This is a genomic window from Streptomyces albidicamelliae (genome assembly GCF_025642175.1).
Taxonomy (GTDB): Bacteria; Actinomycetota; Actinomycetes; order Streptomycetales; family Streptomycetaceae; genus Streptomyces; species Streptomyces albidocamelliae.
In genome coordinates, this window is record NZ_CP106795.1 from 2644438 (window position 1) to 2667545 (window position 23108).

A 23108-nucleotide genomic window follows, 5' to 3' on the forward strand; every position below is an offset into this window, starting at 1 on the left:
CACTGCCGTCGTCGGCGCTTCCGGAGGCACGTAGACTTCGTGGCATGGCGAGGAAGGAAACCGCGGCGGACGCCGCGAACGCAGGGCGACTGAAGCAGATCGCCCTCACGTACAAGATGACCCGCAAGGCCGACAAGAAGATCGGTCTTGTACTCGCGGCCGTCGGCATCGGCACCCTCGGTGTCTTCCTCGCGATCGGCTTCTTGATCGGCCACCCGGTCTATCTGGGCATCTTCGGCCTGCTGATCGCCCTGCTGGCGACGGCGATCGTGTTCGGCCGCCGGGCCGAGCGCGCCGCCTTCGGCCAGATGGAGGGCCAGCCGGGCGCCGCGGCGGCCGTGCTGGACAACATCGGCCGGGGCTGGACGACCACCCCCGCGGTGGCGATGAACCGCAGCCAGGACGTGGTGCACCGGGCGGTCGGCAAGGCCGGCATCGTGCTAGTGGCCGAGGGCAACCCGAACCGGGTGAAGAGCCTGCTGGCCGCCGAGAAGAAGAAGATGAACCGCATCGTCGCGGACGTTCCGGTGCACGACGTGATCGTCGGCGACGGCGAGGGCCAGGTCGGGCTGAAGAAGCTGCGCACGACCCTGCTGAAGTACCCGCGCGTGCTGACCGGCCCCCAGGTGACCGCCACCAACGACCGGCTGCGCGCCCTGGGCGACCTGATGAGCAACATGCCGGTGCCCAAGGGGCCGATGCCCAAGGGCATGCGGATGCCGAAGGGACGCTGACGGCACCCCGGCGACCTGCCGATCCCGACGCGGCGCCCACCTGCCCCGGACTGTGGTCCGGACAGGTGGGCGCCGCGTCGTCGTACCCGCACGGATGACACGCCGCCGAACGGAGTATCCAGCCGGTAATCGGCTCATGCGCTCGTAGCCTGCCGAATGTGACAAAACGCCATATCTCGTACCTCGCATGCACGACGGCACTCATCGGCGCCCTGGCCGGCACCACCCCCGCGTCGGCCGCCCACCGGATCCATGTGGTGAACCCCGGTGAGTCCATCCAGAAGGCGGTCGACGCCGCCAGGACCGGCGACACGGTGCTCGTGCTGGCCGGCACTTACCACGAGAGCGTCACGGTCAAGACGCCCGGACTGACCCTGCGGGGCGTGGGCCCGCGCACGGTGATCGAGCCGGTGAGGAAGAAGGCCGCGGCGCCCTCCGCGAAGTCGGCACGGGGCGCCAGGGCCTCCGTCAGCTGCCTCGAGGGCGGCAACGGCGTCTGCGTGGTCGGGGGGAAGAACACCCCCCTGAAGAACGTCACCGTGGCCGACCTGAAGGTGAGCGGATTCAGCAGGATCGGCCTGTGGTCGATGGGCACCGACCGGCTGACCGTGGAACGGGTGACCGCCGACGACAACGGCCAGTGGGGCATCGCCCAGGAGCACTCCACCCGCGGGCTGTTCCGGGAGAACACCGCCCGGCGCAACGGTGACGCCGGCCTGTTCCTCGCCAACAACGTGAAGGCCGAGGAAGGCGCCACCGACAGCAAGGGCGCGGTCGTCGAGCGCAACCGCCTGGAGGACAACCGCATCGGCGTCACCGTGCGCCGCCTGCGCAACCTGACCGTCGCGCACAACTACGTCACCGGCAACTGCGCCGGCGTGTTCGTCGTCGGCGACGAGAACAAGCCGAAGGCGGGCAGCCTGACCGTCACCGGCAACCACGTCGTGCGGAACAACAAGTACTGCGCGAAGACCGCCCGGCTGCCCTACCTGAAGGGCTCCGGCATCGTCCTGACCGGTACCGAGAAGGCCCTGGTGACGCGGAACGTGGTCACCGGCCACTCCGGCAAGTCCCCGCTCTCGGGCGGCATCGTCCTGTTCAAGAGCTTCGTGGGCGTCACCAGCGAGCGGAACCGGGTCACCGGCAACTGGCTGGAGGACAACTCCCCGGCGGACCTCGTCAACCAGGAATCCACCAAGAGCGCCAACGCGTTCGACGGCAACTCCTGCCGGGCCTCGAAGCCCGCGGGCCTGTGCTGACCGGACGGCCGTACCCGACCCACGCGCCGTACCAGACCCACGCAAGGAAGGAAGGCGGCACATGACCGCACCATCCCCCGAGCTCTCGGCCCCGTCCGCCCAGGGGGCGGCCCCCACCCCTCCGCCGTCGATGCGGCTGCGGGAGCTCGTGTTCGGGGCGGCGTGCGCCGCCGCCGTCCGCGCGGCCGCCCGGCTGGGCGTCGCCGACGCACTCGGGGACGCCCCCATGACCGTCGAGAACCTCGCCGCCTCGGTGAAGGTGGAGCCGAAGCCGCTGCGCCGGCTGCTGCGCGCCCTGTCCTGCTACGGCGTCTTCGCCGAGCGGCCGGACGGGACGTTCGCCCACACCGAGATGTCCCGGCTGCTGCGCGAGGACGACCCGAACAGCCTGCGCTACATCTCGCTGTGGTGCACCGAGCCCTGGACCTGGGACGCCTGGCCCAGGCTGGACGAGGCGGTGCGCTCCGGCCGGAACGTGATCGAGGACCTCTACGGCAAGGAGTTCTTCGTCTACCTGAACGAGGACGCCCCCGAGTCGGCGGACGTCTTCAACCGGGCGATGACGACCTCCAGCGAGCAGTCGGCCCGTGACGTCGCCGCGCTGCTCGACCTGTCCGGCAGCTCGTCCGTCGCGGACATCGGCGGCGGCCAGGGGCACGTGGTGGCCAGCCTGCTGGACAAGTACCCCGCGATGCGGGGCCACCTGCTCGACCTGCCGCGGGTGGTGGAGAACGCGGTGGCGCGGCTGCGGCCGGGCGGCGACCTCGCCGACCGGGCGCACATCGTGCCGGGCGACGTCCGGGTGTCCGTCCCGGTCGACGCCGACGTCTACATCATCAAGAACATCCTGGAGTGGGACGACGAGTCCACGGCCAGGCTGCTGCGGAACGTGATCGGTGCGGGCGGTCCCGGCGCCCGGGTCGTGGTCATCGAGAACCTCGTCGACGACACCCCGTCGATGCGGTTCAGCACCGCCATGGACCTGCTGCTGCTCATGAACGTGGGCGGCGCCAAGCACACCACGAAGAGCATGGTCGAGCGGCTGAAGGCGGCGGGTCTGACCGTCAACGACATCCGGCCGGTCAATCCCTACCTGCACGCGTTCGACTGCATCGTCCCCGCGTGAGCGCACTCCCCCCGGAGAACACCGGTGCCGGGCCCGCGTCGGACGCGGGCCCGGCACCGGTGGCCGGACGGAGGATCAGCCGCGGGCGTCGCGCTCCCAGAGGTAGAAGCGCTGGGCCATCGCGTCCTTGGGTGACCGCCAGGTCTCCGGGTCGTACGCGCTGACGTACGCCGTGAGGCGCTCGCTCACCTCGGTGAACTCGGGGTGCGAGGTGACCTTGGCGATGGCCGGTCCCGGCTCGCGCTCGGACTCGATGAGGTGCATGTACACGTCGCCGAACTGGAAGAGGCTGCGCCGGACGACTCCGACGAGGTGCGGCAGCTCTCCCCGGTCGGACTCCGCGAACACCTTGGCGATGTCGGGGGCGGAACCCGGGGCCATGCGGGCGACGATCAGGGCCTGGTGCACGGTCTCTTCTCCTGTCGTCCGGCTCAGTCGGCCAGCGCCGGGGCGGGCCGGTGACCGGCGGCCGCCTTCTCGATCTTGTCCCGGATCAGGGCCATCTGGACCTTGGAGTTCTTGTTGATGTTGTCGGTCATCCAGTCGTCGTCGACCGGTGCGTCCGGCTTCATCGCGAAGTCCTGCGTCCACACCATCCGGGTGCCGGCGGGGACCTCCTCGTACCGCCAGTGGATGTCCATGTGGGCGAAGGGCCCGGTCTCGACCCGGCGCGCCTTGACGGTGAGGGTGTCGCGGTCCGGCTCACGCTCGGAGACCCAGCTCCACACGGTGCCGTTGTCGTCCGGGTGCATGGTCAGCCGGAACTTCGTCCGGTTGCGCTCCTGGGAGATGATCTCCACCGACGCGTACTCGCTGAACAGCTGCGGCCACCGCTCCAGGTCGTTGGTCATGTCCCAGACCAGGTCCAGCGGGGCGGCGATGGTGATCTCGTTCTGGGTGTGTCCTGCCATCTCAGGCTCCTGCCATCAGGGTGGTGTTGACGAGGTTCAGGAACTGCTGGGGCGTCTTGCAGCGCTCGGCGTCGACCGGCATCGGGGTGCCGTGCGCGTTCTCCAGCTCGCCGACGATGCCGAGCAGGCCCAGCGAGTCGACGCCGAGGACGTCGAAGCCGGTGTCCGGCTTCTCCGTGAGCTGCTGCGGGCTGACGGTCACCCCGGCGGCCTTCTTCATCAGCGCGGCGAGTTCTTCCACGGTGATCTGCGACATGTGCTTCCTCCTTTGCTGTGCTCAGTGCGCGGCGCCGTGCCGCAGCACCAGTGCCGAGTTGGACCCCATGAGTCCACGGCTGAGGACCAGCGCCGTCCGCAGTTCGGCGACCCGGGCGCGGCCCGTCACGAGGTCGAGGTCGTGGCAGACGTCGAAGACGTTCGGCGTCGGCGGGACCAGGCCGTGTTCCATCGCGAGCACGGCCGCCGCGGTGTCCAGCACGGGGGCCGCGCAGTAGCCGCGGCCGGTCCCCGTCTTCGGGGCCGTGACCGGCACCCGGGTGCCGTGCGCGCCGAGGACGTCGGCGAGCGCCAGCGCCTCGGCCCGGTCCGCCTCCGGCACCCCGAGCGCGTCGGCGAAGACGACGTCGATCTCCTCGGGGGCGCAGTCGGCCTCCGCGAGCGCCTGCCGGACGGCCTGGGCGAGACCCTCCCGGGTGTCCGCCCAGCGGGAGGCGCCGGTGAAGGTGGCACCGTGGCCCGCCACGACCGCCCGGACGGGGGCACCGCGCTCCCGCGCGGCACCGGTGGCCTCGATCACGAGCATCGCGCCGCCCTCGGCCGGCACGAACCCGCACGCCCCGTCCGTGAACGGGCGGTAGGCCCGGGACGGGTCCGTCTCGCGGCTGAGCTCGTCGTAGCCGAGCTGGCAGACCATCGAGTACGGGGCGAGCGGCGCCTCGGTGGAGCCCGCCACGATCACGTCGGTGCCGCGCCGTACCGCCCGGGCCGCGTGGGCGAGGGCGTCCAGGCCGCCGGCCTCGTCGGAGGCGACGACCGAGCAGGGCCCCTTGAAGCCGCGCCGGATGGAGACCTGGCCGGTGCTCGCCGCGTAGAACCAGGCGATGGACTGGTAGGGGCCCACGAACCGGCTGCCCTTGCCCCACAGTCGCTGGAGCTCGCGCTGGCCGAACTCGCCGCCGCCGGAGCCGGCGGCGGTGACCACGCCGATGGAGTACGGCGCCTCGGAGGTGTCGGCCTGGCCGAGGCGGGCGTCCTCCAGGGCGAAGTCGGCCGCGGCCATGGCGTAGTGCGTGAACCGGTCGGTCTGGACGAGGAAGCGCTCCTCGATGGTGTCGGCCGGGTCGAAGGCGCGGACCTCGCCGGCCACCTTGAGGGGCAGGTCCTCGCAGCCCTCGCGGGTGACCCGGCCGAGGACGCTGAGGCCCTCCTGGGTGGCCTTCCAGAAGGTGTCGGTGCTGGTGCCGTTGGGCGCGACCACCCCGATTCCGGTGACGGCCGCACGCCGGTCCTGTGGTTCGCTCATCGTGTCCTCACTCCCTGGGCCGGGTCAGGATCACCGCGGACTGGAAGCCGCCGAATCCGCTGCCCACGGACAGCACGCTGCTCAGCTTCCGTTCGCGGGCGACGCGCGGGACGTAGTCCAGGTCGCACTCGGGGTCGGGGATCTCGTAGTTCGCGGTCGGCGGTACGACCTGCTTGGCGAGGGCCAGCACGCACGCGACCAGTTCGATGGCGCCGATCGCCCCGAGGGAGTGCCCCACCATGGACTTGATGGAGCTCATCGGGGTGTCGTAGGCGTGGTGGCCGAGCGCCTTCTTCACGGCCGCCGTCTCGTGGCGGTCGTTCTGACGGGTGCCGGATCCGTGGGCGTTGACGTAGTCGATCGCCGTCGGGTCGAGCCGCGCCTGGTCGAGGGCGGTCTCGATGGCCCGCGCCATCTCCAGGCCCTCCTTGGTCAGGCCCGTCATGTGGTAGGCGTTGCCGAAGGTGGAGTAGCCGCCCAGCTCGCAGTACACATGGGCACCGCGGGCCCGGGCGTGCTCCAGCTCCTCCAGGACGAGCACCGCGCCGCCCTCGCCCATGACGAACCCGTCACGGTCGTTGTCGAAGGGCCGGGAGGCGTGCGCGGGGTCGTCGTTGTTCGGGGACGTGGCCTTGATCGCGTCGAAGCACGCCATGGTGATCGGCGAGATCGGGGAGTCCGACGCCCCCGCGATGCATATGTCGGCCCGGCCTTCCTGGACGGTGTGGAAGGCGTAGCCGACGGCGTCCAGGCCGGAGGTGCAGCCGGTGGACACGGTCTGCACGGGACCCTGGGCGCCGAAACGTTCCGCCACCGCGGAGGCCACGGTGCTCGGCGAGAACGCCCGGTGCAGCTGGGGCCGCGCCTCGGTGTGGTCGACGTCCCAGCGCTCACCGCGGTGGCTGACCAGGACGTAGTCGTTCTCCAGCCGGGTGGTGCCGCCGACGGCGGTGCCCAGGGAGACCGCGACCCGCCAGGGGTTCTCCCGGCCGAGGTCGAGCCCCGAGTCCAGCACCGCCTCCTCGCCCGCGACCAGGGCGAACTGTATGTACCGGTCCGCCCGCTCGATCTGGTCGGCGTCCAGGCCGTGCCCGACCGGGTCGAAGTCGCACTCGGCGGCGATCCGGGACCGCAGCCCGGACGGGTCGAAGAACGTGATGCCCCGCGTCGCGGTACGGCCGTCGGCCAGCAGATTCCAGAACGCCGGCACGCCGATCCCGCCCGGAGCCACGATGCCTATGCCGGTGACCGCCACGCGCCGGGTCATGAGCGGACCTGTTCCCGCTCGGCGACGGGGACGGGCTCCGTCTCCTCCGTGTCGACGTGGCCCAGGGCCGGCCGCGGGGCGAGCGGCCCCAGGTGGAAGACCATCCGCGCCTCCACCTTGCCGACGTTGCGGAAGCGGTGGCGCATGTTGATGGGGATCATCAGGCCCTGCTCCGGCCGGAGCAGATGCGGCTCGCCGTCCAGGTCGACCTCCATCTGGCCGCAGACGACGTACACGAACTCCTCGGAGTACGGGTGGTAGTGCTCGGCGATGCGATCGCCCGGCTTGATGAGGGCCACACCCATGAAGCCGCTGGTGGAACCCACCGTGGCCGGGGTGAGCATGGCACGCAGATCGCCGCCGCGCCGGGTGTTGGGCTCGACCTCGCTGAGGTCCACGATCTTCGGAAGGGGTTTGATCACGACGTTCCTCCGTTGGTGTGCTGTGCCTGCCGGGTCAGGCGTCCGGCGAGCGGCGGTCGGTGATGAGCTCCATGCGGACGGTGTCGCCGTCCAGCAGGGCCTTGAGCGGGGCCTGGGCGCCGGCCTTCGGCAGGGCGGCGTCGACGCCCAGACCGGGCCGTACGTCGACCAGCCGCACGACGACGTCGTCCCGCTGGAAGATCGTGCTGCCCAGCACCGGGCCCGCCGGGTCCTCGGCCGCGGACTCGTCCTGGCGGGCGAGGATCTCCGCGAGTTCCATCCCGCAGCCCGGCCGGGCCGGGTAGTACAGCGCGTACCGCTCGCCCTCGGGGAGCTCGTCCGCGGTGACGTGGTGCACGGCGGGCAGCGCCGCCCGGGTGAAGAACACCCGTGCGGACTCCTGGTCGTTGAGGTCCCGCTCCTGCTCCAGGTACGGGTTGATGGCCTCCTCGACCGCGCGGACCTCGGGCTGCCGGGCGACGTGGCGCAGCGCCGCGAGCAGGTCGCCGCGGACCTCGATGGCCCGGATCACCCGGTTGCCGTGCATGAAGAGGGAGGTGCGGCACAGGCGGGTGGTGTCGTCGACCCGCGCCTCGGGCGAGGCGTAGTTCGCCAGGATCTCCGCGACCTTCTTCTCGCTGCCCGGGCGGACGGTGAAGGTGAGCGCGTGCCGGATCACCCCGTCGCCGATCCGCGGGGAGCTCTGGAGCCTGCGCTGCGCGGCCTGGGCGCTCGACTGCTCGCCGCCCGTCTCGCGGACCACGTGGAAGCGCAGCGACCGGGTGTCGCGGATGCAGCTGTGCATCGGCTGCACCATCTGGACGTGCTCCTCGCTGTTCACCCAGGCGAGGAACGGCGGGGCGCTCTCCCACTCGCTGGTGATGAGCCACTGGGAGGGGTTCTCGATCGACTGGCACAGCTGGTCGCTGACGTGTCCGGGTACGGACGAGACCTGCTTGCCCATCTCCTCGTAGGCCTCCAGGAACTGCTGCTGGGCGCCGTCGTACACGTCCACCAGCAGGACCACCCGGAGGCGGGAGCCGTCGAACACGGACTGGGAAACCCTCTTCGACACCTGGCGCGTCAGCTCTTCGGAAATCTTCTCCGGCGTGGTGGTCATGTGGACATCTCCTTCGCAGGGGCAGAGGTGGCCGCCGCCGATGACACGACGTCAGCGCTTTTTGATCCTGTGCCGCTCCCCCGGAGTGCGCGACTCACGTGAACCACGCGGGTGATTGAGCACGCGTAACCCCTCCCAGGGGGCATGGAGATTCCGACACCCCCTCACCCCCCACCACTGCCTCAGGAGTCCTTGATGCAGCAGAAAGCCGATCACCAGGTTCCCGTCCTCGTCGTGGGCGGCTCTCTGGTGGGCCTGTCCCTGTCCCTGTTCCTGGGCCGTCTCGGCGTACGGCACATGCTCGTCGAGCGGCACTCGGGAACCTCGATCCACCCGCGCGGACGCGGCAACAACGTGCGGACGATGGAGCTGTTCCGGGGTGCCGGCGTCGAAGCCGACATCAAGACGGCGGCCTCGCTCCTCGCCGACAACCACGGCATCCTCCAGACGCCGACCCTCGCCGGTGACGCCGGGGAGTGGCTGTTCAAGGAGATCGACCCCGGCGGCGGGCTGGCCCGGTTCAGCCCCACGGGGTGGTGCCTGTGCAGCCAGAACGACCTCGAACCGGTGCTGCTGAAGGGGGCCCGCGCACTCGGCGGCGACCTGCGCTACTTCCACGAGCTGGAGTCCTTCGCCCAGGACCCCGAAGGAGTGACGGCGTACGTCCGCGACCGCGACAGCGACGACCTCTACACGGTCCGCGCGGACTACCTGGTCGCGGCCGACGGCCCGCGCAGCCCGGTCCGGGGCCGGCTCGGCATCGGGCAGACCGGCCCCGGCGACCTCTTCGCCAACGTCAGCGTCACCTTCCGGTCCAAGCTGCTCGCCGACGTCGTGGGCGACCGGCGCTTCATCTGCTGCTACCTCACCGACCCCGAGGCCGACGGCGCGCTGCTGCCCGTCGACAACAAGGAGCACTGGGTCTTCCACGCCCCCTGGCACCCCGAAAACGGCGAGACGCTCGACGAGTTCACCGAGGAGCGGCTGCGCCGGCACATCCGCCGAGCCGTCGGTGTCCCCGACCTCGACGTGGAGATCACCGGCAAGGCGTCCTGGCGCGCCGCGGAGCGCGTCGCCGAACGGTATGCGGCCGACCGGGTGTTCCTGGCGGGCGACTCCGCGCACGAGATGTCCCCGACCGGTGCCTTCGGTTCCAACACCGGCATCCAGGACGCCCACAACCTGGCCTGGAAGCTGGCCGCCGTCCTCGACGGCTGGGCCGGACCGGGGCTGCTCGGCACGTACGACACCGAGCGCCGGCCCGTCGCCCTGGCCACCAGCGCCCGCGCCTCGGCCCGGTCGGTGGAGCACAGCCACCCCGGATTCGCCCCCGCCCCCGGCATCGGTGGCGGCAAGCGCGGCGGCATCCTCAACGTCGTCCTCGGCTACCGCTACCCGGAGGGTGCCGTCGTGGGCGCCGACCCCGCGCAGCCGGTCGTACCCGACGGGATGCGCCTGACCGGGGAGCCCGGCACCCGGGCGCCGCACATGTGGCTGCGCCGATCGGGCGAACGGCTCTCCACCCTGGACCTCTACGAGCGGTCACTGGTGCTGCTCAGCGACGCCGGCTCGGCCGCGGGCGCCGCCTGGCACGCCGCCGCCCGCCGCGTCGCCGGCACGGACGGTGTACGGCTGGACGCGTACCGCGTCGGGGCGGGCGCGGACGCCGACCTGGCGTACGACACGGACGGCGACGACTGGAGCGCGGTCCACGGCACGGTGCCCGACGGGGCGGTGCTGGTCCGCCCGGACGGCTTCGTCGCCTGGCGCGCCTCCGCGGCGGCGGCGGACCCGGAGGCGGAGCTCAGGCAGGTCCTGGCGGCGGTGCTGCGCACGGGCTGAGCCGGGGTGCGACAGGACGGAAGGCCACCCGCACCGGCCGGTGCGGGTGGCCTTCTCGCTGTTCCGGGGCGGCCGCGGCGGGCCCGACGGGAGGACGCGGGTGACGCGGGTGACGCGGGTGACGCGGGGACGTCAGATACGCACCTCGACCGTCTTCGCGAGACGGTCGTGCAGGCCGCGGCCGTCGCGGTCCCAGACGAGGGCGGGGATCGCCAGGCAGAGCAGGACCGTGCGCAGCAGGGAGCGCAGCGGGCTGACCGTGCCGGTCTCCAGCGCCACCACCCGGATGCCGAAGAGACGCTTGCCCGGGGTGAAGCCGACGGTGCCGACGGTGAGCACGCTCAGCACGAAGAAAACGCCGAGCGCCCAGTTGCTGGTAGCGGGGCCGTTGCCATGCGTGATCAGGCCGTATGCGATCAGGACGCACAGCGCCCAGTCCACGGCGATCGCGCCGAGCCGCCGTCCGGGCCGGGCGAGCGAGTTCGGTCCTTCCTCCGGGAGCCCGAGCTGCTCGCCCCGGTAGCCGAAGTCGGCCCCGGCGTCCTCCATGGCCGCGCGGGGGCCGGAGAGCCACGATCCGATTGCCTGCCTGTTGTCCACCCGACCACGGTACTGTGCCCGGTTTCGGGCACTACGCGCAGGGGTGTGTCGGGGCTACGGTGGACACGTGGCCGGTTAACTTCTGCGAAACAAACGGGTCACGCCCGAGAAATCACCCGTCCCTAGGGTCGAGACCAGCGTGTGCCACCGCACTGGCCGCACGAACGATCTACCACCCCGGCGTCGACGGTCGGGAGTAGGAGGAGCTGGATGTTCCAGAACGCCGACGAGGCCAAGAAGTTCATCGCGGACGAGGACGTCAAGTTCGTCGACGTCCGTTTCTGCGACCTGCCGGGCGTCATGCAGCACTTCACGTTGCCCGCGGAGGCGTTCGACCCCGACGACGAGCAGGCCTTCGACGGGTCGTCGATCCGCGGTTTCCAGGCCATCCACGAGTCGGACATGGCCCTGCGCCCCGACCTGTCCACCGCGCGCATCGACCCGTTCCGCCGGGACAAGACGCTCAACATCAACTTCTTCATCCACGACCCGATCACGGGTGAGCAGTACTCCCGTGACCCGCGCAACGTGGCGAAGAAGGCGGAGGCGTACCTGGCGTCGACGGGCATCGCCGACACCGCGTACTTCGGTCCCGAGGCCGAGTTCTACGTCTTCGACAGCGTCCGTTTCGCCACCTCGGCGAACGAGTCCTTCTACCACATCGACTCCGAGGCGGGTGCCTGGAACACCGGCGCCCTGGAGGACAACCGCGGGTACAAGGTCCGCTACAAGGGCGGCTACTTCCCGGTCCCGCCGGTCGACCACTTCGCCGACCTGCGCGCCGAGATCTCCCTGGAGCTGGACAAGCAGGGCCTGAAGGTCGAGCGCCAGCACCACGAGGTGGGCACCGCCGGCCAGGCGGAGATCAACTACAAGTTCAACACGCTGCTCGCCGCCGCGGACGACCTCCAGCTCTTCAAGTACATCGTGAAGAACGTGGCCTGGCGCAACGGCAAGACCGCGACCTTCATGCCGAAGCCGATCTTCGGTGACAACGGCTCGGGCATGCACGTGCACCAGTCGCTGTGGAGCAACGGCGACCCGCTGTTCTACGACGAGGCCGGTTACGCGGGCCTGTCGGACACCGCCCGCTACTACATCGGCGGCGTCCTCAAGCACGCCCCGTCGCTGCTCGCCTTCACCAACCCGACGGTGAACTCCTACCACCGCCTGGTGCCGGGCTTCGAGGCGCCGATCAACCTGGTGTACTCGCAGCGCAACCGCTCCGCCGCGATGCGTATCCCGATCACCGGCTCGAACCCGAAGGCCAAGCGCGTCGAGTTCCGCGCCCCGGACTCCTCCGGCAACCCGTACCTGGCCTTCTCTGCCCTGCTGCTCGCGGGTCTGGACGGCATCAAGAACAAGATCGAGCCGGCCGAGCCGATCGACAAGGACCTGTACGAGCTGGCTCCCGAGGAGCACGCGAACGTCGCCCAGGTCCCGACCTCGCTGAACGCCGTCCTCGACTCGCTCGAGGCCGACCACGAGTTCCTCCTCCAGGGCGACGTCTTCACGTCCGACCTGATCGAGACGTGGATCGACTTCAAGCGCACCAACGAGATCGCCCCGCTGCAGCTGCGCCCGCACCCGCACGAGTTCGAGCTCTACTTCGACGTGTGACATCGCCCCAGGTCAAAGCGGGTAACCGCTCCCCTGGGCCGTCTCTGCGCCGTCGGCCGGCTCTCCGCCTTCAGGAGAGCCGGCCGACGGCTTTTCCGGTACGGGCCCGCCGGTCCACCGGACGCCGTCAACCTGGTTCCGCCTCGAACAGCCGGGTCGGCCGGCGCTCGCTCCCATGGGCGTGGCGGGCCAGGTCGGCGGCGGTGAGCGGTGCGGTGACGTGCCGCGTGATGTGCCGGCGCAGTTCGCCGTCGCGGATGAAGAGGGGGATCGCCGGCTTCATGACCCACATGTGCGTCGCCTTCACCGCCCAGGGTGCCTTCCTGCGCGGCAACCGGCCCATCGTGGTCGCCGACGCCTGCGCCCTAGGACCGCGAGGGCCGCCGGCCCGCCGTCCGCCGGCCGGTGTGCAACCTTTCCCGCTTCCCAGCATTCCTACTGTCGGGGGATCATCCCTCCGGACTCTGCAGGACGAGGGAAAAGGAAACGGGGATGGCGGAATTGGACGACTGGGAGCGCGAGTTCGATCACACCTGGGCGAATTCGGCCGAGCACAAGGAGCCCTCCGCCCGGGCCCGGATGCTCGCCGCGCGCTGGAAGGAGACCCCGCCCGACCCGGCGCCGTTCCGCGCAGACCCCGGCCCGGCCCCGCGCCGGACGTCCTGGGCGTCGACGGCCATGGTGATCGGCTGCGTGGCCGTGGTGATGATCGTGATCGGCTGGGCGCAGCTGCGCGCCGCCTTCTAGGCGGGTTCCCGCCCGCCACCTGGGCGCCCCCACCGGTCTTTGCTGCTCCTAGGACCGTTCGCGACCTCCTCATGGGAATCGGCAGGTGCACACTGGAGTGCGGGACGAGTGCGTGACTGCGGGGTGATGCAAGATGCGGAGCCGCTTCCGGAGCGACCGGCGACTGACCGTGCGCATGGGCGTGACACTGTTCCTGCTCGGACTGCTGTACGTGGGGTTCGTCGCCGCGCTGATCGTGCTGCTGAAGTCCTGGCTGGTGGTCGTCGTCCTGATCGGGGCGATGTTCGTGGCGCAGTTCTGGTTCTCCGACCGGATCGCCATGTTCGCGATGCGCGGGCGGGTGGTGGAGCGCGAGGAGTACCCCGAGCTGCACGCGGTCGTCGACCGGCTGTGCGCGATCGCGGACATGCCGAAGCCGGTGGTCGCCGTGTCCGCGATGGACATGCCGAACGCCTTCGCGACCGGGCGCAACCCCGACCACGCGGTGGTCTGCGTGACCACCGGCCTGCTGCGGCGGCTGGAGCCGGCCGAGCTGGAGGGTGTGCTCGCGCACGAGCTGTCGCACGTGGCGCACAAGGACGTCGCCGTGATCACGGTGGCGTCCTTCCTCGGCGTGATCGCGGGACTGATCGTGCGGTTCGCCTTCTACTCCCAGGTGCTCGGCGGGGGCCGCAGGGACCAGAACACGGCCGCCGTCTTCGCCGTCGTGATCGGTGTCTCGGCGGCGGTGTACGCGCTCAGCTTCCTGCTGATCCGCGCGCTGTCCCGGTACCGGGAACTGGCGGCCGACCGGGCGGCCGCGCACCTGACCGGCCGCCCCTCGGCGCTGGCGTCGGCGCTCACCAAGGTCACCGGGGAGATCGCCCGGATCCCGACCAAGGACCTGCGCACGGCCCAGGCGTTCAACGCGTTCTACTTCACCCCGGCCACGGGCAGGGAGCCCGGCATCGAGCGGTTCTTCTCCACCCACCCGACCCTGCAGCAGCGGCTCGACCAACTGGGCCGGATCTCCACGGAGCTGGGCGAGGCCGCGACCCCCGGGACGGCGGGCTGAGGGACGTCACGCACGGACACGGCACTGCGGAAGGCGGGCTGAGCGTTGGGGCTGCTGGACATCCTGCTGGGGCGTACGAAACCGGTCGCACCGGATCTCGACCAGTTGTTCGCGCTGCCCTCGGCGGCCGTCACCCTCCAGGCGGCGGCCGGGTTCACGCCCACCGGGCACGGGGCGGTGTGCTTCGCCACGGTGGAGGGCGCGGCCTTCGAGCAGACCCACCGGGAGGTCCAGGCGCTGCTCGACGCGGACGCCGACCGCAGCGGCCCGCCGGTGGAGCTGCGGCAGGACGACTACGGCTACTCCTGGCTGGTGTCCCGGCGGGCCCCCGACCAGCTGCCCCAGCTGGTCAACGACCTGCACGCGGTGAACAGTTCGATGGAGGTCAACGGCTTCGGCCCGCAGCTGCTGTGCTCCCTCGCCGGGTTCACGGACGACGCCGGGCGCCGGCTGGCGCTCGTCTACCTCTACAAGCGCGGCACCTTCTACCCGTTCGCCCCGCTGGCCGGTACCGCGCAGCGGCGGGACAACGCGCTGGAGCTGCGGGTGAAGGCGGCGCTCGGGGACGATCTGCGGATCGAGCAGGACCTGAGCCGCTGGTTCCCGGTGTGGGGCGCCCCCGGCCTGTGACCGGGGACTCCCCTGCTCAGCCGCTCTTTCGCCGTTCCTGCCGCCGGGTGCGCAGGGGGCGCTCGCGCCGGTAACGGCGCTCCCACCTGGCCTGCCGGTCCCGGCGCTCGCGGTAGGTCCGGTAGCTGTCGGGGACGGCGCCCGCTCCGGCGGGCGGGGCCGGTGTGCCGGGCGAACCGCGCCCGTGCGTCGCGTACAGATAGAGCAGGGCGACGGCGGCGAGCCACCAGAGATGGTCGCCGATGCCGAGGATCACCAGGACGACGGTCCCGGACGCGACGATGCCACGCATGTCGGACCTCCGTGGAGTGAGTGGTGGCGTACTGCCGAGGGGGTGCGGGGGGGGTGTGTCGGCTTCGCGCCGTTTGTTCAGGGTAGGGAGCCCGCCTCCGCGACCGCATCCCGTTTTCCGGGCACGGCCGCCCCATGAGTGAATGGCTCCCATGGCTCAACTCCACCTCTTCACCCACGAGTACGACGGCGAAAGCCTCAGCGTGGCCACCGGCGGTCCGCGGGGCCGCGCCACCGTGCTCCTCCTGCACGGCGCGGGCAACGGAAGCAAGGAACGGCTGCTCCCGCTGCTCGCCGATTTCGCCGCGCAGGGCTGCCGTGCCCTGGCGTTCGACTTCTCGGGGCACGGCGAGAGCAGCGGCGCGCTCGCGGAGCTGAGCCTGCGCCGGAGGTTCGCGCAGGCGGCGGCAGTGCTCGACGCGCACGCCCCCCAGGGCGATCCGCTGGTGCTGGTCGGGTTCAGCATGAGCGGCCAGACGGTCGCCGACCTGGTACGGCGGTACGGGGAGCGGGTGGCGGCCGTGGGCCTGTGCGCACCCGCCGTCTACGCCGCGGAGGCCTGGGAGGTGCCCTTCGGCGACGGCGAGGGCCCGTTCAGCACGATCATCCGCACACCGGACGGCTGGCGGGACTCCCCCGCCCTCGACGCCTTCGCCGCGTACGCGGGCCGGGCGGTGCTGGCCGTGCCGGGCACCGACGAGGTCATCCCGCCCGCCGTGACGCGGGCCGTACAGGAGGCGCTGTCGGCCCGCGCCGAGTACACCCGGCTGGAACTCCCGGCGGCCGGACACCGGTTGGGGTCGTGGCTGCACGACCACGCCGAGGACCGGCGGGAGTTCGTGGCCGCGCTGCTGAGGGAGTCGGACACGGGCGAGCCGGCGGCCCCGCCGCGCGCCTGGTCGGCCTCATAGTCCGGGCGCCGCCCGCACCAGGCCCGCCGCGATGGCCGCGGCGAGGGCGCTGTGGTCGCCGGCGGTCTGGTCGGCGTAGGACAGGGCGAAGTCGGCGACGGCCCGGTCGAAGGTGTCGGCGCCGCCGAGGTAGGCCGCGATGGCGATACGGTCGCCGGAGCGGGCGTGGGCGCGGGCCAGGGCGGTGCCGCACAGGCGGGCGTAGCCGGAGAGCGCGGCCGGGCCCATGCCGGCGACGTCGGCGGAGCGCTTCGTCTCCCGCAGTCGCCGCTAGAAGGCGCGGCACTGCTCCGCTGCTCGCGTCACCACCTGCTCGCAGTGAAGGCCGCCCCCCGGTCACCCGCATGCGGAGTACGGCGAACGGGTGAACGGCGCTCGCGCCCGGCCGTGGCGGGAGACGGGCCGGGCCGGGAGCCGCGGACGGTGTCACCCGTGGCGCGAGCACCCGGTGGGGCCGGAGGGAACCGCTGCGGGCTCGCCGGCCGGAGGCAGGAGACCGGGTGCCCCGGTGGTGCGCGGCGGGACACCCGGCGTCCGGATCAGCGGCTGTAGCGCATGAACGCGCGGACCATGTGGCAGGTCGTGTCGGAGGGCGGGCGCATGCCGATCTCCTCCGCCGTGCTGCGGATGGTCTCGTTGCGGACCCGGCCCGGCATGTGGACACCGGAGTCGAGCAGGGCTATCGCCAGGCGCATGGCCTTCAGGCGCCGGTTGTGCGCGACGTACCACTCGCGCGGCCGCCCGGCCGGCAGCGGTCGCTTGATGACGGGCTCGTAGGGCGAGTCGAACAGCACGGGGTGCTGGGCGGTGGACTGGGTCGGCAACGGCTTCGGCTTCAGGGCGGCAGCGGGCACGGGCATCCTCCTGTCGCGGTCAGGGCACCGCCGGGCGAGTCCGGCGACATCCTCGAACACTGCTTCCATTCTACGACCCCCCACTGACAAAAGGCCCTGGCCACAAGGGCTTTCGGGGCTGCCGTGACAGGGGCGCCGGACGGGTTCTCGCGTACTGTGTGGCGCATGGAAATCTGGATCAACCCGGCCTGCTCCAAGTGCCGCAGCGCCATCGGCCTGCTCGACGCCGAGGGGGCGGAGTACACCGTCCGCCGGTACCTGGAGGACGTGCCGAGCGAGGACGAGATCAGGGCCGTGCTCGAACGCCTGGGCCTGGAGCCGTGGGACATCACCCGTACCGAGGAGGCCGCCGCCAAGGAGCTGGGGCTCAAGGAGTGGCCGCGGGACGCCGGTTCGCGCGACCGGTGGATCGCCGCGCTCTCCGGGCACCCGAAACTCATCCAGCGCCCGATCATCACCGCCGACGACGGAACGGCCCTGGTGGCGCGCAGCGAGGAGGCCGTACGGGAGGCCCTGTCCCGCGACAAGGGCTGAGGCCGCACAACTGCTCTGTGACACAGGTTACTTCGTTTACTCCTGCGGTCGGGTGAGCATCCCCGTTCGGGATCTCGTACATAGCGGCGTACGCTCCCCTACCTCTTTCAGGAGGCGCGCATGTCGCGCAGGAGAACTCTCGGCACGAAGAAGAAGATCGCGCTGCTCGTCAGCGCCGCGGCGGTGGCGGGCGGCGGGGCGTTCGCGCTGGCCTCCACCTCGAACGCCGCGCAGAGCCCGCAGCAGGCCAAGACGCTGTCGGCCGGGGACTCGACCGTCTGCCAGGGGCTGGCGACGGCCCACGGCAACAACGACAGGTTCATCGCGGACCAGAAGGCGAACCCGGACGCGCAGTCGGCGGCCCGGATCGCCAACCGCGAGGCGGTCATCAAGCAGATCGAGGTCCAGCAGAAGGCTGCCGGATGCACCGTTGGGGAGTCGGCTCAGGACTCCCAGGGGGCGCAGAACGGCAACGCCGGTCAGCAGGGTCAGCAGGGTCAGCAGGGTCAAGGCCAGCAGGCCGGTGGCGGCCAGCAGGCGCAGCCGTCGCAGCCCGGTGCCGCGGGCGGCGGCGCCGCTGCCGCCGGGCAGCAGGTGTGCAAGGGCTCGACCGTCACGCTCTCCGGCGAGGGCGGCGCACCGGCCGCGTCCAGCAACCAGTTCCCGGCGGGCACGACGCTGAAGGTCACCAACCTGGACAACAACAAGTCCACGACGGTGAAGGTGACCTCCGTCTCGGGCAGTTGCGTCCTGCTCAACAACTCCGCCTTCGAGCAGGTCCGCGAGCCCGGCAAGTTCCTCATCCGCCGTGCGGTGATCGAGAAGGTGGGGTGAGGCTCAGGGACCGGACAGGAAACCGATGAGGTGACGGGTCAGGGCGTCCGGCGCTGCCCCCGGCAGCGCGTGGTGCGAGACCTCCGGCAGCACGGCGGTCTCGACGTGCGGGAGCAGCGCGGCGGCCCGGTCCGTCACCTGGGTGGAGTCATGGGTCCTGCTGTTCGCGGCCACGAGCAGCAGGACCGGCACCCGTAGCGCCCGCAGCGCGTCCGGCGCGGGGCGCGGCCCGGTCACCGGCCGGGCTGAGGGGAAGCCGGCGGCCGCCTCCTGGAGGTGGAGCCAGTCCGGATCCAGGGCCGTTCCCCCGGTCTCCCACCGCAGGAAGGCGCGGACGCGGCGCGGCGAGGGCCGCAGCAGCATCGGCAGGGCGTGGAGCAGGTACGCCGCCTTGTACCCGGCGAAGCACCCGGTCGGGTCCAGGAGGAACAGGCGGCGCACCCGGGCGGGGGAACGCAGCGCGTGGTGCAGGGCGATCCAGGCGCCGTAGGAGTGCCCGCCCACGTCGGCCGCTTCGGCGCCGAGGCCGTCCAGCAGGGCGTCCACCCAGCCGGCCAGGTCGGCGACCGTACGGGGGTGACGGTCGCCGGCCGGGGCGCCGAGGCCCGGGGCGCCGATCAGGTCCGGGGCGTGGACACGCCGGACGCGGGCCAGGTCGGCGGCCTGGGCGTACCAGGACGCGGAGGTCGCGGAGCCGCCGCCGGGCAGCAGGAGCAGCGGGGGCGCGTCGCGCGGGCCGCAGGCGTTGACCCGGGTGGCGCCGAAGGGCGTGGCCACGGTCAGCGCCTCCCGGTCGGCCGGCCACTTCGCCAGCACCTTCTCGTACGCGATCCGGAACGCCTCGTCGTCGTACGTGTACGTCCTCGACCTGCCGACGGGCACGGCCACCCCCTATTATCTCGCCCAGCAAGATACTTGTTGAGCGAGATGGTACGCCCGGAGGACTCCCATGCCGACCCCCCACCGCCCCGCAGCGGCACCCGAGCTGGAGACCGTGCACCTCCTGCGCGCGGTGACGGTCGAACTCGGCCTGCACAGCGCCCGGTTCGCGGACAGCAATGGCATGCACCCCACGGACGTACGGGCCCTGATCGCGCTCATGGACGCCCGGCGGGCGGGCGAGGAGATGAGCGCCGGGCGGCTCGGGGCCGCCCTGGGGCTCAACTCGGCGGGCACGACCGCGCTCCTCGACCGGCTCGAAGGGGCGGGGCACGTACGCCGGGTGCGCTCCGCCGAGGACCGGCGGCGGGTCGTCGTGGAGGTGGAGGAGCGCGCCGTGGCCATCGGCCGGGCGTTCTTCGGGCCGCTGATCGAGCGTTCGGTGGAGCTGCTGCGCGGTTACGACGACCACCAGCGGGCCGCGATCCGGGGCTTCCTGGAGGGTGTGCGGGAGGCCGCCGCCACGCGCGGATGAGCCCCATACCCCGGCTCCTCTGCGCCCCACAAGGTGAGCCGCGCCACAAAAGGCCCAGGTAACACGGGGTTCACATACGGGCAATGGCCGGGAAACGGCCTGTTGACAGGCTGCCCGGCAGATCGAGCGGCGCACCGGTGCCGCAGCACCCGCAACCGCGCCCGAACCACCCACGAAGGATGTGGCCCCGTGACCTTCAAGGCTGAGTACATCTGGATCGACGGCACCGCGCCGACGGCCAAGCTCCGTTCCAAGACGAAGATCATCACGGGTACCGCCGCCGGTCTCGACACGCTGCCGATCTGGGGCTTCGACGGCTCCTCCACCAACCAGGCCGAGGGGCACGCCTCGGACCGCGTGCTCAAGCCGGTCTTCACCTGCCCGGACCCGATCCGCGGCGGCGACGACATCCTGGTGCTGTGCGAGGTCCTCGACATCGACATGACCCCGCACCGGTCCAACACGCGTGCCGCGCTGGCGGAGGTCGCCGGGCGGTTCGCCGCCCAGGAGCCGATCTTCGGCATCGAGCAGGAGTACACCTTCTTCGACGGCACCCGTCCGCTCGGCTTCCCCGAGAACGGCTTCCCGGCCCCCCAGGGCGGCTACTACTGCGGTGTCGGCGCCGACGAGATCTTCGGCCGGGACGTGGTCGAGGCGCACCTCGACAACTGCCTGAAGGCGGGCCTCGGCATCTCCGGCATCAACGCCGAGGTCATGCCCGGCCAGTGGGAGTTCCAGGTCGGCCCGCTCGCCCCGCTGGAGGTCTCCGACCAGCTGTGGGTGGCCCGCTGGCTGCTGTACCGCACCGCCGAGGACTTCGGTGTCTCCGCCACGCTGGACCCGAAGCCGGTGAAGGGCGACTGGAACGGCGCGGGCGCGCACACCAACTTCTCCACCAAGGCCATGCGCGAGGGCTACGACGCCATCATCACCGCGTGCGAGTCGCTCGGTGAGGGCTCCAAGCCGCTGGACCACGTCAAGAACTACGGCGCCGGCATCGACGAGCGTCTGACGGGCCTGCACGAGACCGCCCCGTGGGACAAGTACACCTACGGCGTCTCCGACCGCGGCGCCTCGGTCCGCATCCCGTGGCAGGTCGAGAAGGACGGCAAGGGCTACATCGAGGACCGCCGTCCGAACGCCAACGTCGACCCGTACGTGGTGACCCGCCTGCTGGTGGACACCTGCTGCGCCGCGCTGGAGAAGGCCGGCCAGGTCTGATCCGTCCCGCTTCCCGGCAGGGGCGTCCGCCATGACGGCGGGCGCCCCTGCCGCCTTTCCGGGGCCCGGCCGGGGGGGGGCGAGCGGACCCCATGTCCGTATGCCGAGACGGCGTTTCGGACCCGTGAACGAGGAAGAATCCGCTGACCAGCGCCTTCCGGGCAGCCCGGGAGCCCACGAAGCGTCAACTTCACACCAAGGAAGCGTCCAAGCAGTGAGAGGACTCTCCTGCCCGGCGTCCCCTTCTGCTTCAATGGGCGCATGGCCAGCTTCCGGAAGACCACCGCGACGGGTCGCCATGACCTCCAGCCCTTCTGGCCCTCCCGTCAGCACCACGACTTCGACCGGGTGTGTTGCCGCGCGACGAACGCGCGGGCCCTCTAAAGCCGTACACCCCGGCCTTCGGCCAGCGCGGAACGACGTACGTCCCCGGCGCGCCCGACCACGAATCGCGGCCGCCGCACTTCCCGACGAACTCCTCGCGCGAAAGAGCTGACCTCTCATGGCGACCACTCGTTCCCTCTCCTCCGCCACCCTGACCGCCCCCGCCCCCGACGGCCCCCGGCACCGGCTGCGCGCCGTCGACCGGGACGAGGTGGTGGAGGTCGCGGACTTCCTGCCGCCGGGCGCCACCTGGCTGCCCGCGCCGCAGCACACCCTGCCCACCCTGCCCGGCCGTCCCCCGATGGTCGGCTACCTGGTGCTGGTCCCGGCCGACCAGCAGCCGCCGTTCCTCCCGGTAGCGGTCCCGGACGAGCCGCGGACGGCCGCCACCGAGGACGGCGACCCGCTGCTGCGGATCGACCCCGTGCAGCGCATCGCCTCCCTCGACGGCCATGAACTCGACCTCACCTACCTGGAGTTCGAGCTGCTCGCGCACCTGGTGGCGCACCCGCACCGGGTGCACACCCGCGACCAGCTGGTCACCACCGTGTGGGGCTACGGCCACGTCGGCGACGGCCGCACCGTCGACGTGCACGTCGCCCGGCTGCGCCGCAAGCTGGGCGCCCAGCACCGGCAGACCATCCAGACGGTGCGCCGCGTCGGCTACAAGTACACCCCGCCGACCGGCGGCTGACCCGCTCTGCCCTCGGCAGACCCGCGGTCCGTACCGCGCCCGGACCGGGCACCATCACCGGCATGAGACTTCTCGTGCTGGGCGGTACGGAGTTCGTGGGGCGGGCCGTCGTGGAAGCCGCGTGCGCACGCGGCTGGGAGGTGACCGTCCTCCACCGGGGACGGCACCGCCCGCCGGCCGGGGTGCGGTCGCTGCACGGCGACCGCACCGCTCCCGACGGCCTCGCCGCGCTCGCCGCCGACACCGGCACCTGGGACGTGGTGGTCGACACCTGGTCGGCCGCGCCGCGGGCCGTGCTGGAGGCGGCCCGGCTGCTGCACGGCCGTGCCGGACGGTACGTGTACGTCTCCAGCCGGTCCGTCTACACCTGGCCCTGGCCCTCCGTGGACGGCCCCGCCGGTGCCGGGGAACCGGTCGAGGGAGCCGCCGCCGACGCGGAAGCGACGGACTACCCGCGGGACAAGCGCGGCGGCGAACTGGCCGCCGCCGGGACCTTCGGCGAGCGGGACTCGCTCCTCGTGCGGGCCGGGCTGATCCTCGGCCCGCACGAGAACATCGGCCGGCTGCCCTGGTGGCTGACCCGGATCGCCCGCGGCGGCCCGGTCCTGGCGCCCGGACCTCGGGAACTGGCGGTGTCGTTCATCGACGCGCGGGACCTCGCCGACTGGATCCTCGCGGCGGCCGGGCAGCGGCTGAGCGGACCGTACGACCTGGCCGGTCCGCCCGGCCACACCACCATGGGGGAACTGCTCGACGCCTGCGTCCGGGTGACCGGCGCGGACGCCGAACTGCGCTGGACCGACCCGGAGGTGATCGCGGACGCCGGGATCGAGCCCTGGACGGGGCTGCCGGTGTGGGTGCCGCCGGGCGCCGAGCTGTACTCCCCCGTCCACCGTGCGGACGTCTCCCGGGCCCTGGCCACGGGACTGGAGTGCCGGCCGGCCGAGGAGACCGTCGCGGACACCTGGCGGTGGCTCACGAGGATCGGCGGCGTCGCGCCGCTGCGGCCGGACCGTCCGCCGGTGGGACTGGACCCCGAGGTGGAGGCCGCGGTGCTCGCCGGCCCCGGGGGTGTACCTGCCACCACCCCCGAGGAGGGGGCCTCGGGCCAGTGAAC

The 23108-nt window shown here is 71.8% G+C and carries 26 protein-coding genes and 2 pseudogenes; 16 read left to right on the plus strand and 12 right to left on the minus strand.

Annotation, left to right across the window (positions count from 1 at the left end; genetic code table 11):
* Positions 1 to 44 precede the first annotated feature (44 nt).
* From N8I86_RS12245 to N8I86_RS12255, 3 genes are all read left to right on the plus strand, one after another.
* On the plus strand, positions 45 to 734 hold the full coding sequence (locus N8I86_RS12245) for a DUF4191 domain-containing protein (protein ID WP_123438114.1): 690 nt from the start codon (positions 45 to 47) through the stop codon (positions 732 to 734).
* A 158-nt stretch (positions 735 to 892) separates the two neighbouring features.
* Complete coding sequence (locus N8I86_RS12250) at positions 893 to 1993, plus strand: right-handed parallel beta-helix repeat-containing protein (protein ID WP_073893199.1); 1101 nt, start codon at positions 893 to 895, stop codon at positions 1991 to 1993.
* 130 nt (positions 1994 to 2123) lie between these two features.
* Positions 2124 to 3119 (plus strand): methyltransferase, encoded by a 996-nt coding sequence (locus tag N8I86_RS12255; protein ID WP_073894105.1) that lies wholly within the window; start codon positions 2124 to 2126, stop codon positions 3117 to 3119.
* A gap of 75 nt (positions 3120 to 3194) precedes the next feature.
* Here the strand turns inward: N8I86_RS12255 and N8I86_RS12260 are convergent, their stop codons facing one another.
* The 7 genes from N8I86_RS12260 to N8I86_RS12290 are packed head-to-tail and all read right to left on the minus strand — an operon-like array spanning position 3195 to position 8361.
* A complete protein-coding gene (locus N8I86_RS12260) occupies positions 3195 to 3527 on the minus strand; it encodes a TcmI family type II polyketide cyclase (protein WP_073893202.1) in 333 nt (110 codons plus the stop codon).
* A gap of 23 nt (positions 3528 to 3550) precedes the next feature.
* On the minus strand, positions 3551 to 4030 hold the full coding sequence (locus tag N8I86_RS12265; RefSeq protein ID WP_073893204.1) for an SRPBCC family protein: 480 nt from the start codon (positions 4028 to 4030) through the stop codon (positions 3551 to 3553).
* A gap of 1 nt (position 4031) precedes the next feature.
* Entirely contained in the window at positions 4032 to 4286 is a 255-nt protein-coding gene (locus N8I86_RS12270; RefSeq protein ID WP_073893207.1) for an acyl carrier protein, read from the minus strand.
* Positions 4287 to 4307: 21 nt separating this feature from the next.
* On the minus strand, positions 4308 to 5552 hold the full coding sequence (locus N8I86_RS12275; protein ID WP_073893209.1) for a ketosynthase chain-length factor: 1245 nt from the start codon (positions 5550 to 5552) through the stop codon (positions 4308 to 4310).
* Between the two features lie 7 nt (positions 5553 to 5559).
* Positions 5560 to 6819, minus strand: a complete 1260-nt coding sequence (locus tag N8I86_RS12280) for a beta-ketoacyl-[acyl-carrier-protein] synthase family protein (protein WP_073893212.1) — start codon at positions 6817 to 6819, stop codon at positions 5560 to 5562.
* Entirely contained in the window at positions 6816 to 7217 is a 402-nt protein-coding gene (locus N8I86_RS12285; RefSeq protein ID WP_079192475.1) for a cupin domain-containing protein, read from the minus strand. The genes N8I86_RS12280 and N8I86_RS12285 overlap by 4 nt, the downstream gene beginning before the upstream one ends.
* 58 nt (positions 7218 to 7275) lie before the next feature.
* Positions 7276 to 8361: a SchA/CurD-like domain-containing protein gene (locus tag N8I86_RS12290; RefSeq protein ID WP_073893218.1), complete on the minus strand. Its 1086-nt coding sequence runs from the start codon at positions 8359 to 8361 to the stop codon at positions 7276 to 7278.
* A gap of 195 nt (positions 8362 to 8556) precedes the next feature.
* Here N8I86_RS12290 and N8I86_RS12295 point away from each other — a divergent pair, with 195 nt between their 5' ends.
* Positions 8557 to 10203: an FAD-dependent oxidoreductase gene (locus N8I86_RS12295; RefSeq protein WP_123438112.1), complete on the plus strand. Its 1647-nt coding sequence runs from the start codon at positions 8557 to 8559 to the stop codon at positions 10201 to 10203.
* 132 nt (positions 10204 to 10335) lie between these two features.
* Here N8I86_RS12295 and N8I86_RS12300 read toward each other — a convergent pair whose 3' ends face one another.
* On the minus strand, positions 10336 to 10803 hold the full coding sequence (locus N8I86_RS12300; RefSeq protein ID WP_073893226.1) for an RDD family protein: 468 nt from the start codon (positions 10801 to 10803) through the stop codon (positions 10336 to 10338).
* A gap of 210 nt (positions 10804 to 11013) precedes the next feature.
* Between N8I86_RS12300 and glnA the strand changes: the two genes are divergently transcribed.
* The 5 genes and pseudogenes from glnA to pspAB all read left to right on the plus strand — a co-directional run bounded on the left by glnA (position 11014) and on the right by pspAB (position 14854).
* On the plus strand, positions 11014 to 12423 hold the full coding sequence (glnA, locus tag N8I86_RS12305; protein ID WP_073893229.1) for a type I glutamate--ammonia ligase: 1410 nt from the start codon (positions 11014 to 11016) through the stop codon (positions 12421 to 12423).
* A gap of 269 nt (positions 12424 to 12692) precedes the next feature.
* A pseudogene (locus N8I86_RS12310) lies at positions 12693 to 12788 on the plus strand (isochorismatase family protein); the annotation flags it as partial.
* Between the two features lie 127 nt (positions 12789 to 12915).
* Positions 12916 to 13170 (plus strand): SCO2583/SCO2584 N-terminal domain-containing protein, encoded by a 255-nt coding sequence (locus N8I86_RS12315; RefSeq protein ID WP_073893235.1) that lies wholly within the window; start codon positions 12916 to 12918, stop codon positions 13168 to 13170.
* Positions 13171 to 13303: 133 nt separating this feature from the next.
* A complete protein-coding gene (gene htpX / locus N8I86_RS12320) occupies positions 13304 to 14224 on the plus strand; it encodes a zinc metalloprotease HtpX (RefSeq protein WP_073893236.1) in 921 nt (306 codons plus the stop codon).
* A gap of 45 nt (positions 14225 to 14269) precedes the next feature.
* The gene (gene pspAB, locus N8I86_RS12325) at positions 14270 to 14854 is read left to right on the plus strand and encodes a PspA-associated protein PspAB (protein WP_073893238.1); all 585 of its coding nucleotides are present in this window, start codon (positions 14270 to 14272) and stop codon (positions 14852 to 14854) included.
* 16 nt (positions 14855 to 14870) lie between these two features.
* Here pspAB and N8I86_RS12330 read toward each other — a convergent pair whose 3' ends face one another.
* Entirely contained in the window at positions 14871 to 15146 is a 276-nt protein-coding gene (locus N8I86_RS12330) for a hypothetical protein (RefSeq protein WP_073893239.1), read from the minus strand.
* Between the two features lie 151 nt (positions 15147 to 15297).
* On the opposite strand from N8I86_RS12330, the gene N8I86_RS12335 reads away from it, so the two are divergent.
* Positions 15298 to 16056, plus strand: coding sequence for an alpha/beta hydrolase (locus N8I86_RS12335; RefSeq protein ID WP_263277768.1), 759 nt, complete (start codon positions 15298 to 15300; stop codon positions 16054 to 16056).
* Here N8I86_RS12335 and N8I86_RS12340 read toward each other — a convergent pair.
* Positions 16051 to 16326, minus strand: a pseudogene (locus N8I86_RS12340) (DUF2252 family protein); the annotation flags it as partial. The gene N8I86_RS12335 and the pseudogene N8I86_RS12340 sit on opposite strands and share 6 nt — an antisense overlap.
* A 269-nt stretch (positions 16327 to 16595) precedes the next feature.
* Complete coding sequence (locus N8I86_RS12345) at positions 16596 to 16910, minus strand: hypothetical protein (protein WP_073894107.1); 315 nt, start codon at positions 16908 to 16910, stop codon at positions 16596 to 16598.
* Positions 16911 to 17075: 165 nt separating this feature from the next.
* Here N8I86_RS12345 and N8I86_RS12350 point away from each other — a divergent pair, with 165 nt between their 5' ends.
* Positions 17076 to 17444 (plus strand): arsenate reductase family protein, encoded by a 369-nt coding sequence (locus N8I86_RS12350; RefSeq protein ID WP_073893242.1) that lies wholly within the window; start codon positions 17076 to 17078, stop codon positions 17442 to 17444.
* Positions 17445 to 17564: 120 nt separating this feature from the next.
* Positions 17565 to 18278, plus strand: a complete 714-nt coding sequence (locus N8I86_RS12355) for a septal ring lytic transglycosylase RlpA family protein (protein ID WP_263277769.1) — start codon at positions 17565 to 17567, stop codon at positions 18276 to 18278.
* A gap of 3 nt (positions 18279 to 18281) precedes the next feature.
* Here the strand turns inward: N8I86_RS12355 and N8I86_RS12360 are convergent, their stop codons facing one another.
* Positions 18282 to 19160, minus strand: a complete 879-nt coding sequence (locus tag N8I86_RS12360) for an alpha/beta fold hydrolase (RefSeq protein WP_073893247.1) — start codon at positions 19158 to 19160, stop codon at positions 18282 to 18284.
* 67 nt (positions 19161 to 19227) lie between these two features.
* Between N8I86_RS12360 and N8I86_RS12365 the strand changes: the two genes are divergently transcribed.
* From N8I86_RS12365 to N8I86_RS12380, 4 genes are all read left to right on the plus strand, one after another.
* The gene (locus N8I86_RS12365) at positions 19228 to 19692 is read left to right on the plus strand and encodes a MarR family transcriptional regulator (protein WP_073893249.1); all 465 of its coding nucleotides are present in this window, start codon (positions 19228 to 19230) and stop codon (positions 19690 to 19692) included.
* 189 nt (positions 19693 to 19881) lie between these two features.
* Positions 19882 to 20913 carry a glutamine synthetase gene (glnII, locus tag N8I86_RS12370; RefSeq protein WP_123438105.1) on the plus strand — a complete coding sequence of 344 codons (1032 nt, stop codon included), beginning with the start codon at positions 19882 to 19884 and terminating at the stop codon, positions 20911 to 20913.
* A 502-nt stretch (positions 20914 to 21415) separates the two neighbouring features.
* A complete protein-coding gene (locus N8I86_RS12375; RefSeq protein WP_263277770.1) occupies positions 21416 to 21991 on the plus strand; it encodes a winged helix-turn-helix domain-containing protein in 576 nt (191 codons plus the stop codon).
* A gap of 62 nt (positions 21992 to 22053) precedes the next feature.
* Positions 22054 to 23106, plus strand: a complete 1053-nt coding sequence (locus N8I86_RS12380; protein ID WP_263277771.1) for an NAD-dependent epimerase/dehydratase family protein — start codon at positions 22054 to 22056, stop codon at positions 23104 to 23106.
* The last annotated feature ends 2 nt before the right edge of the window (positions 23107 to 23108 follow it).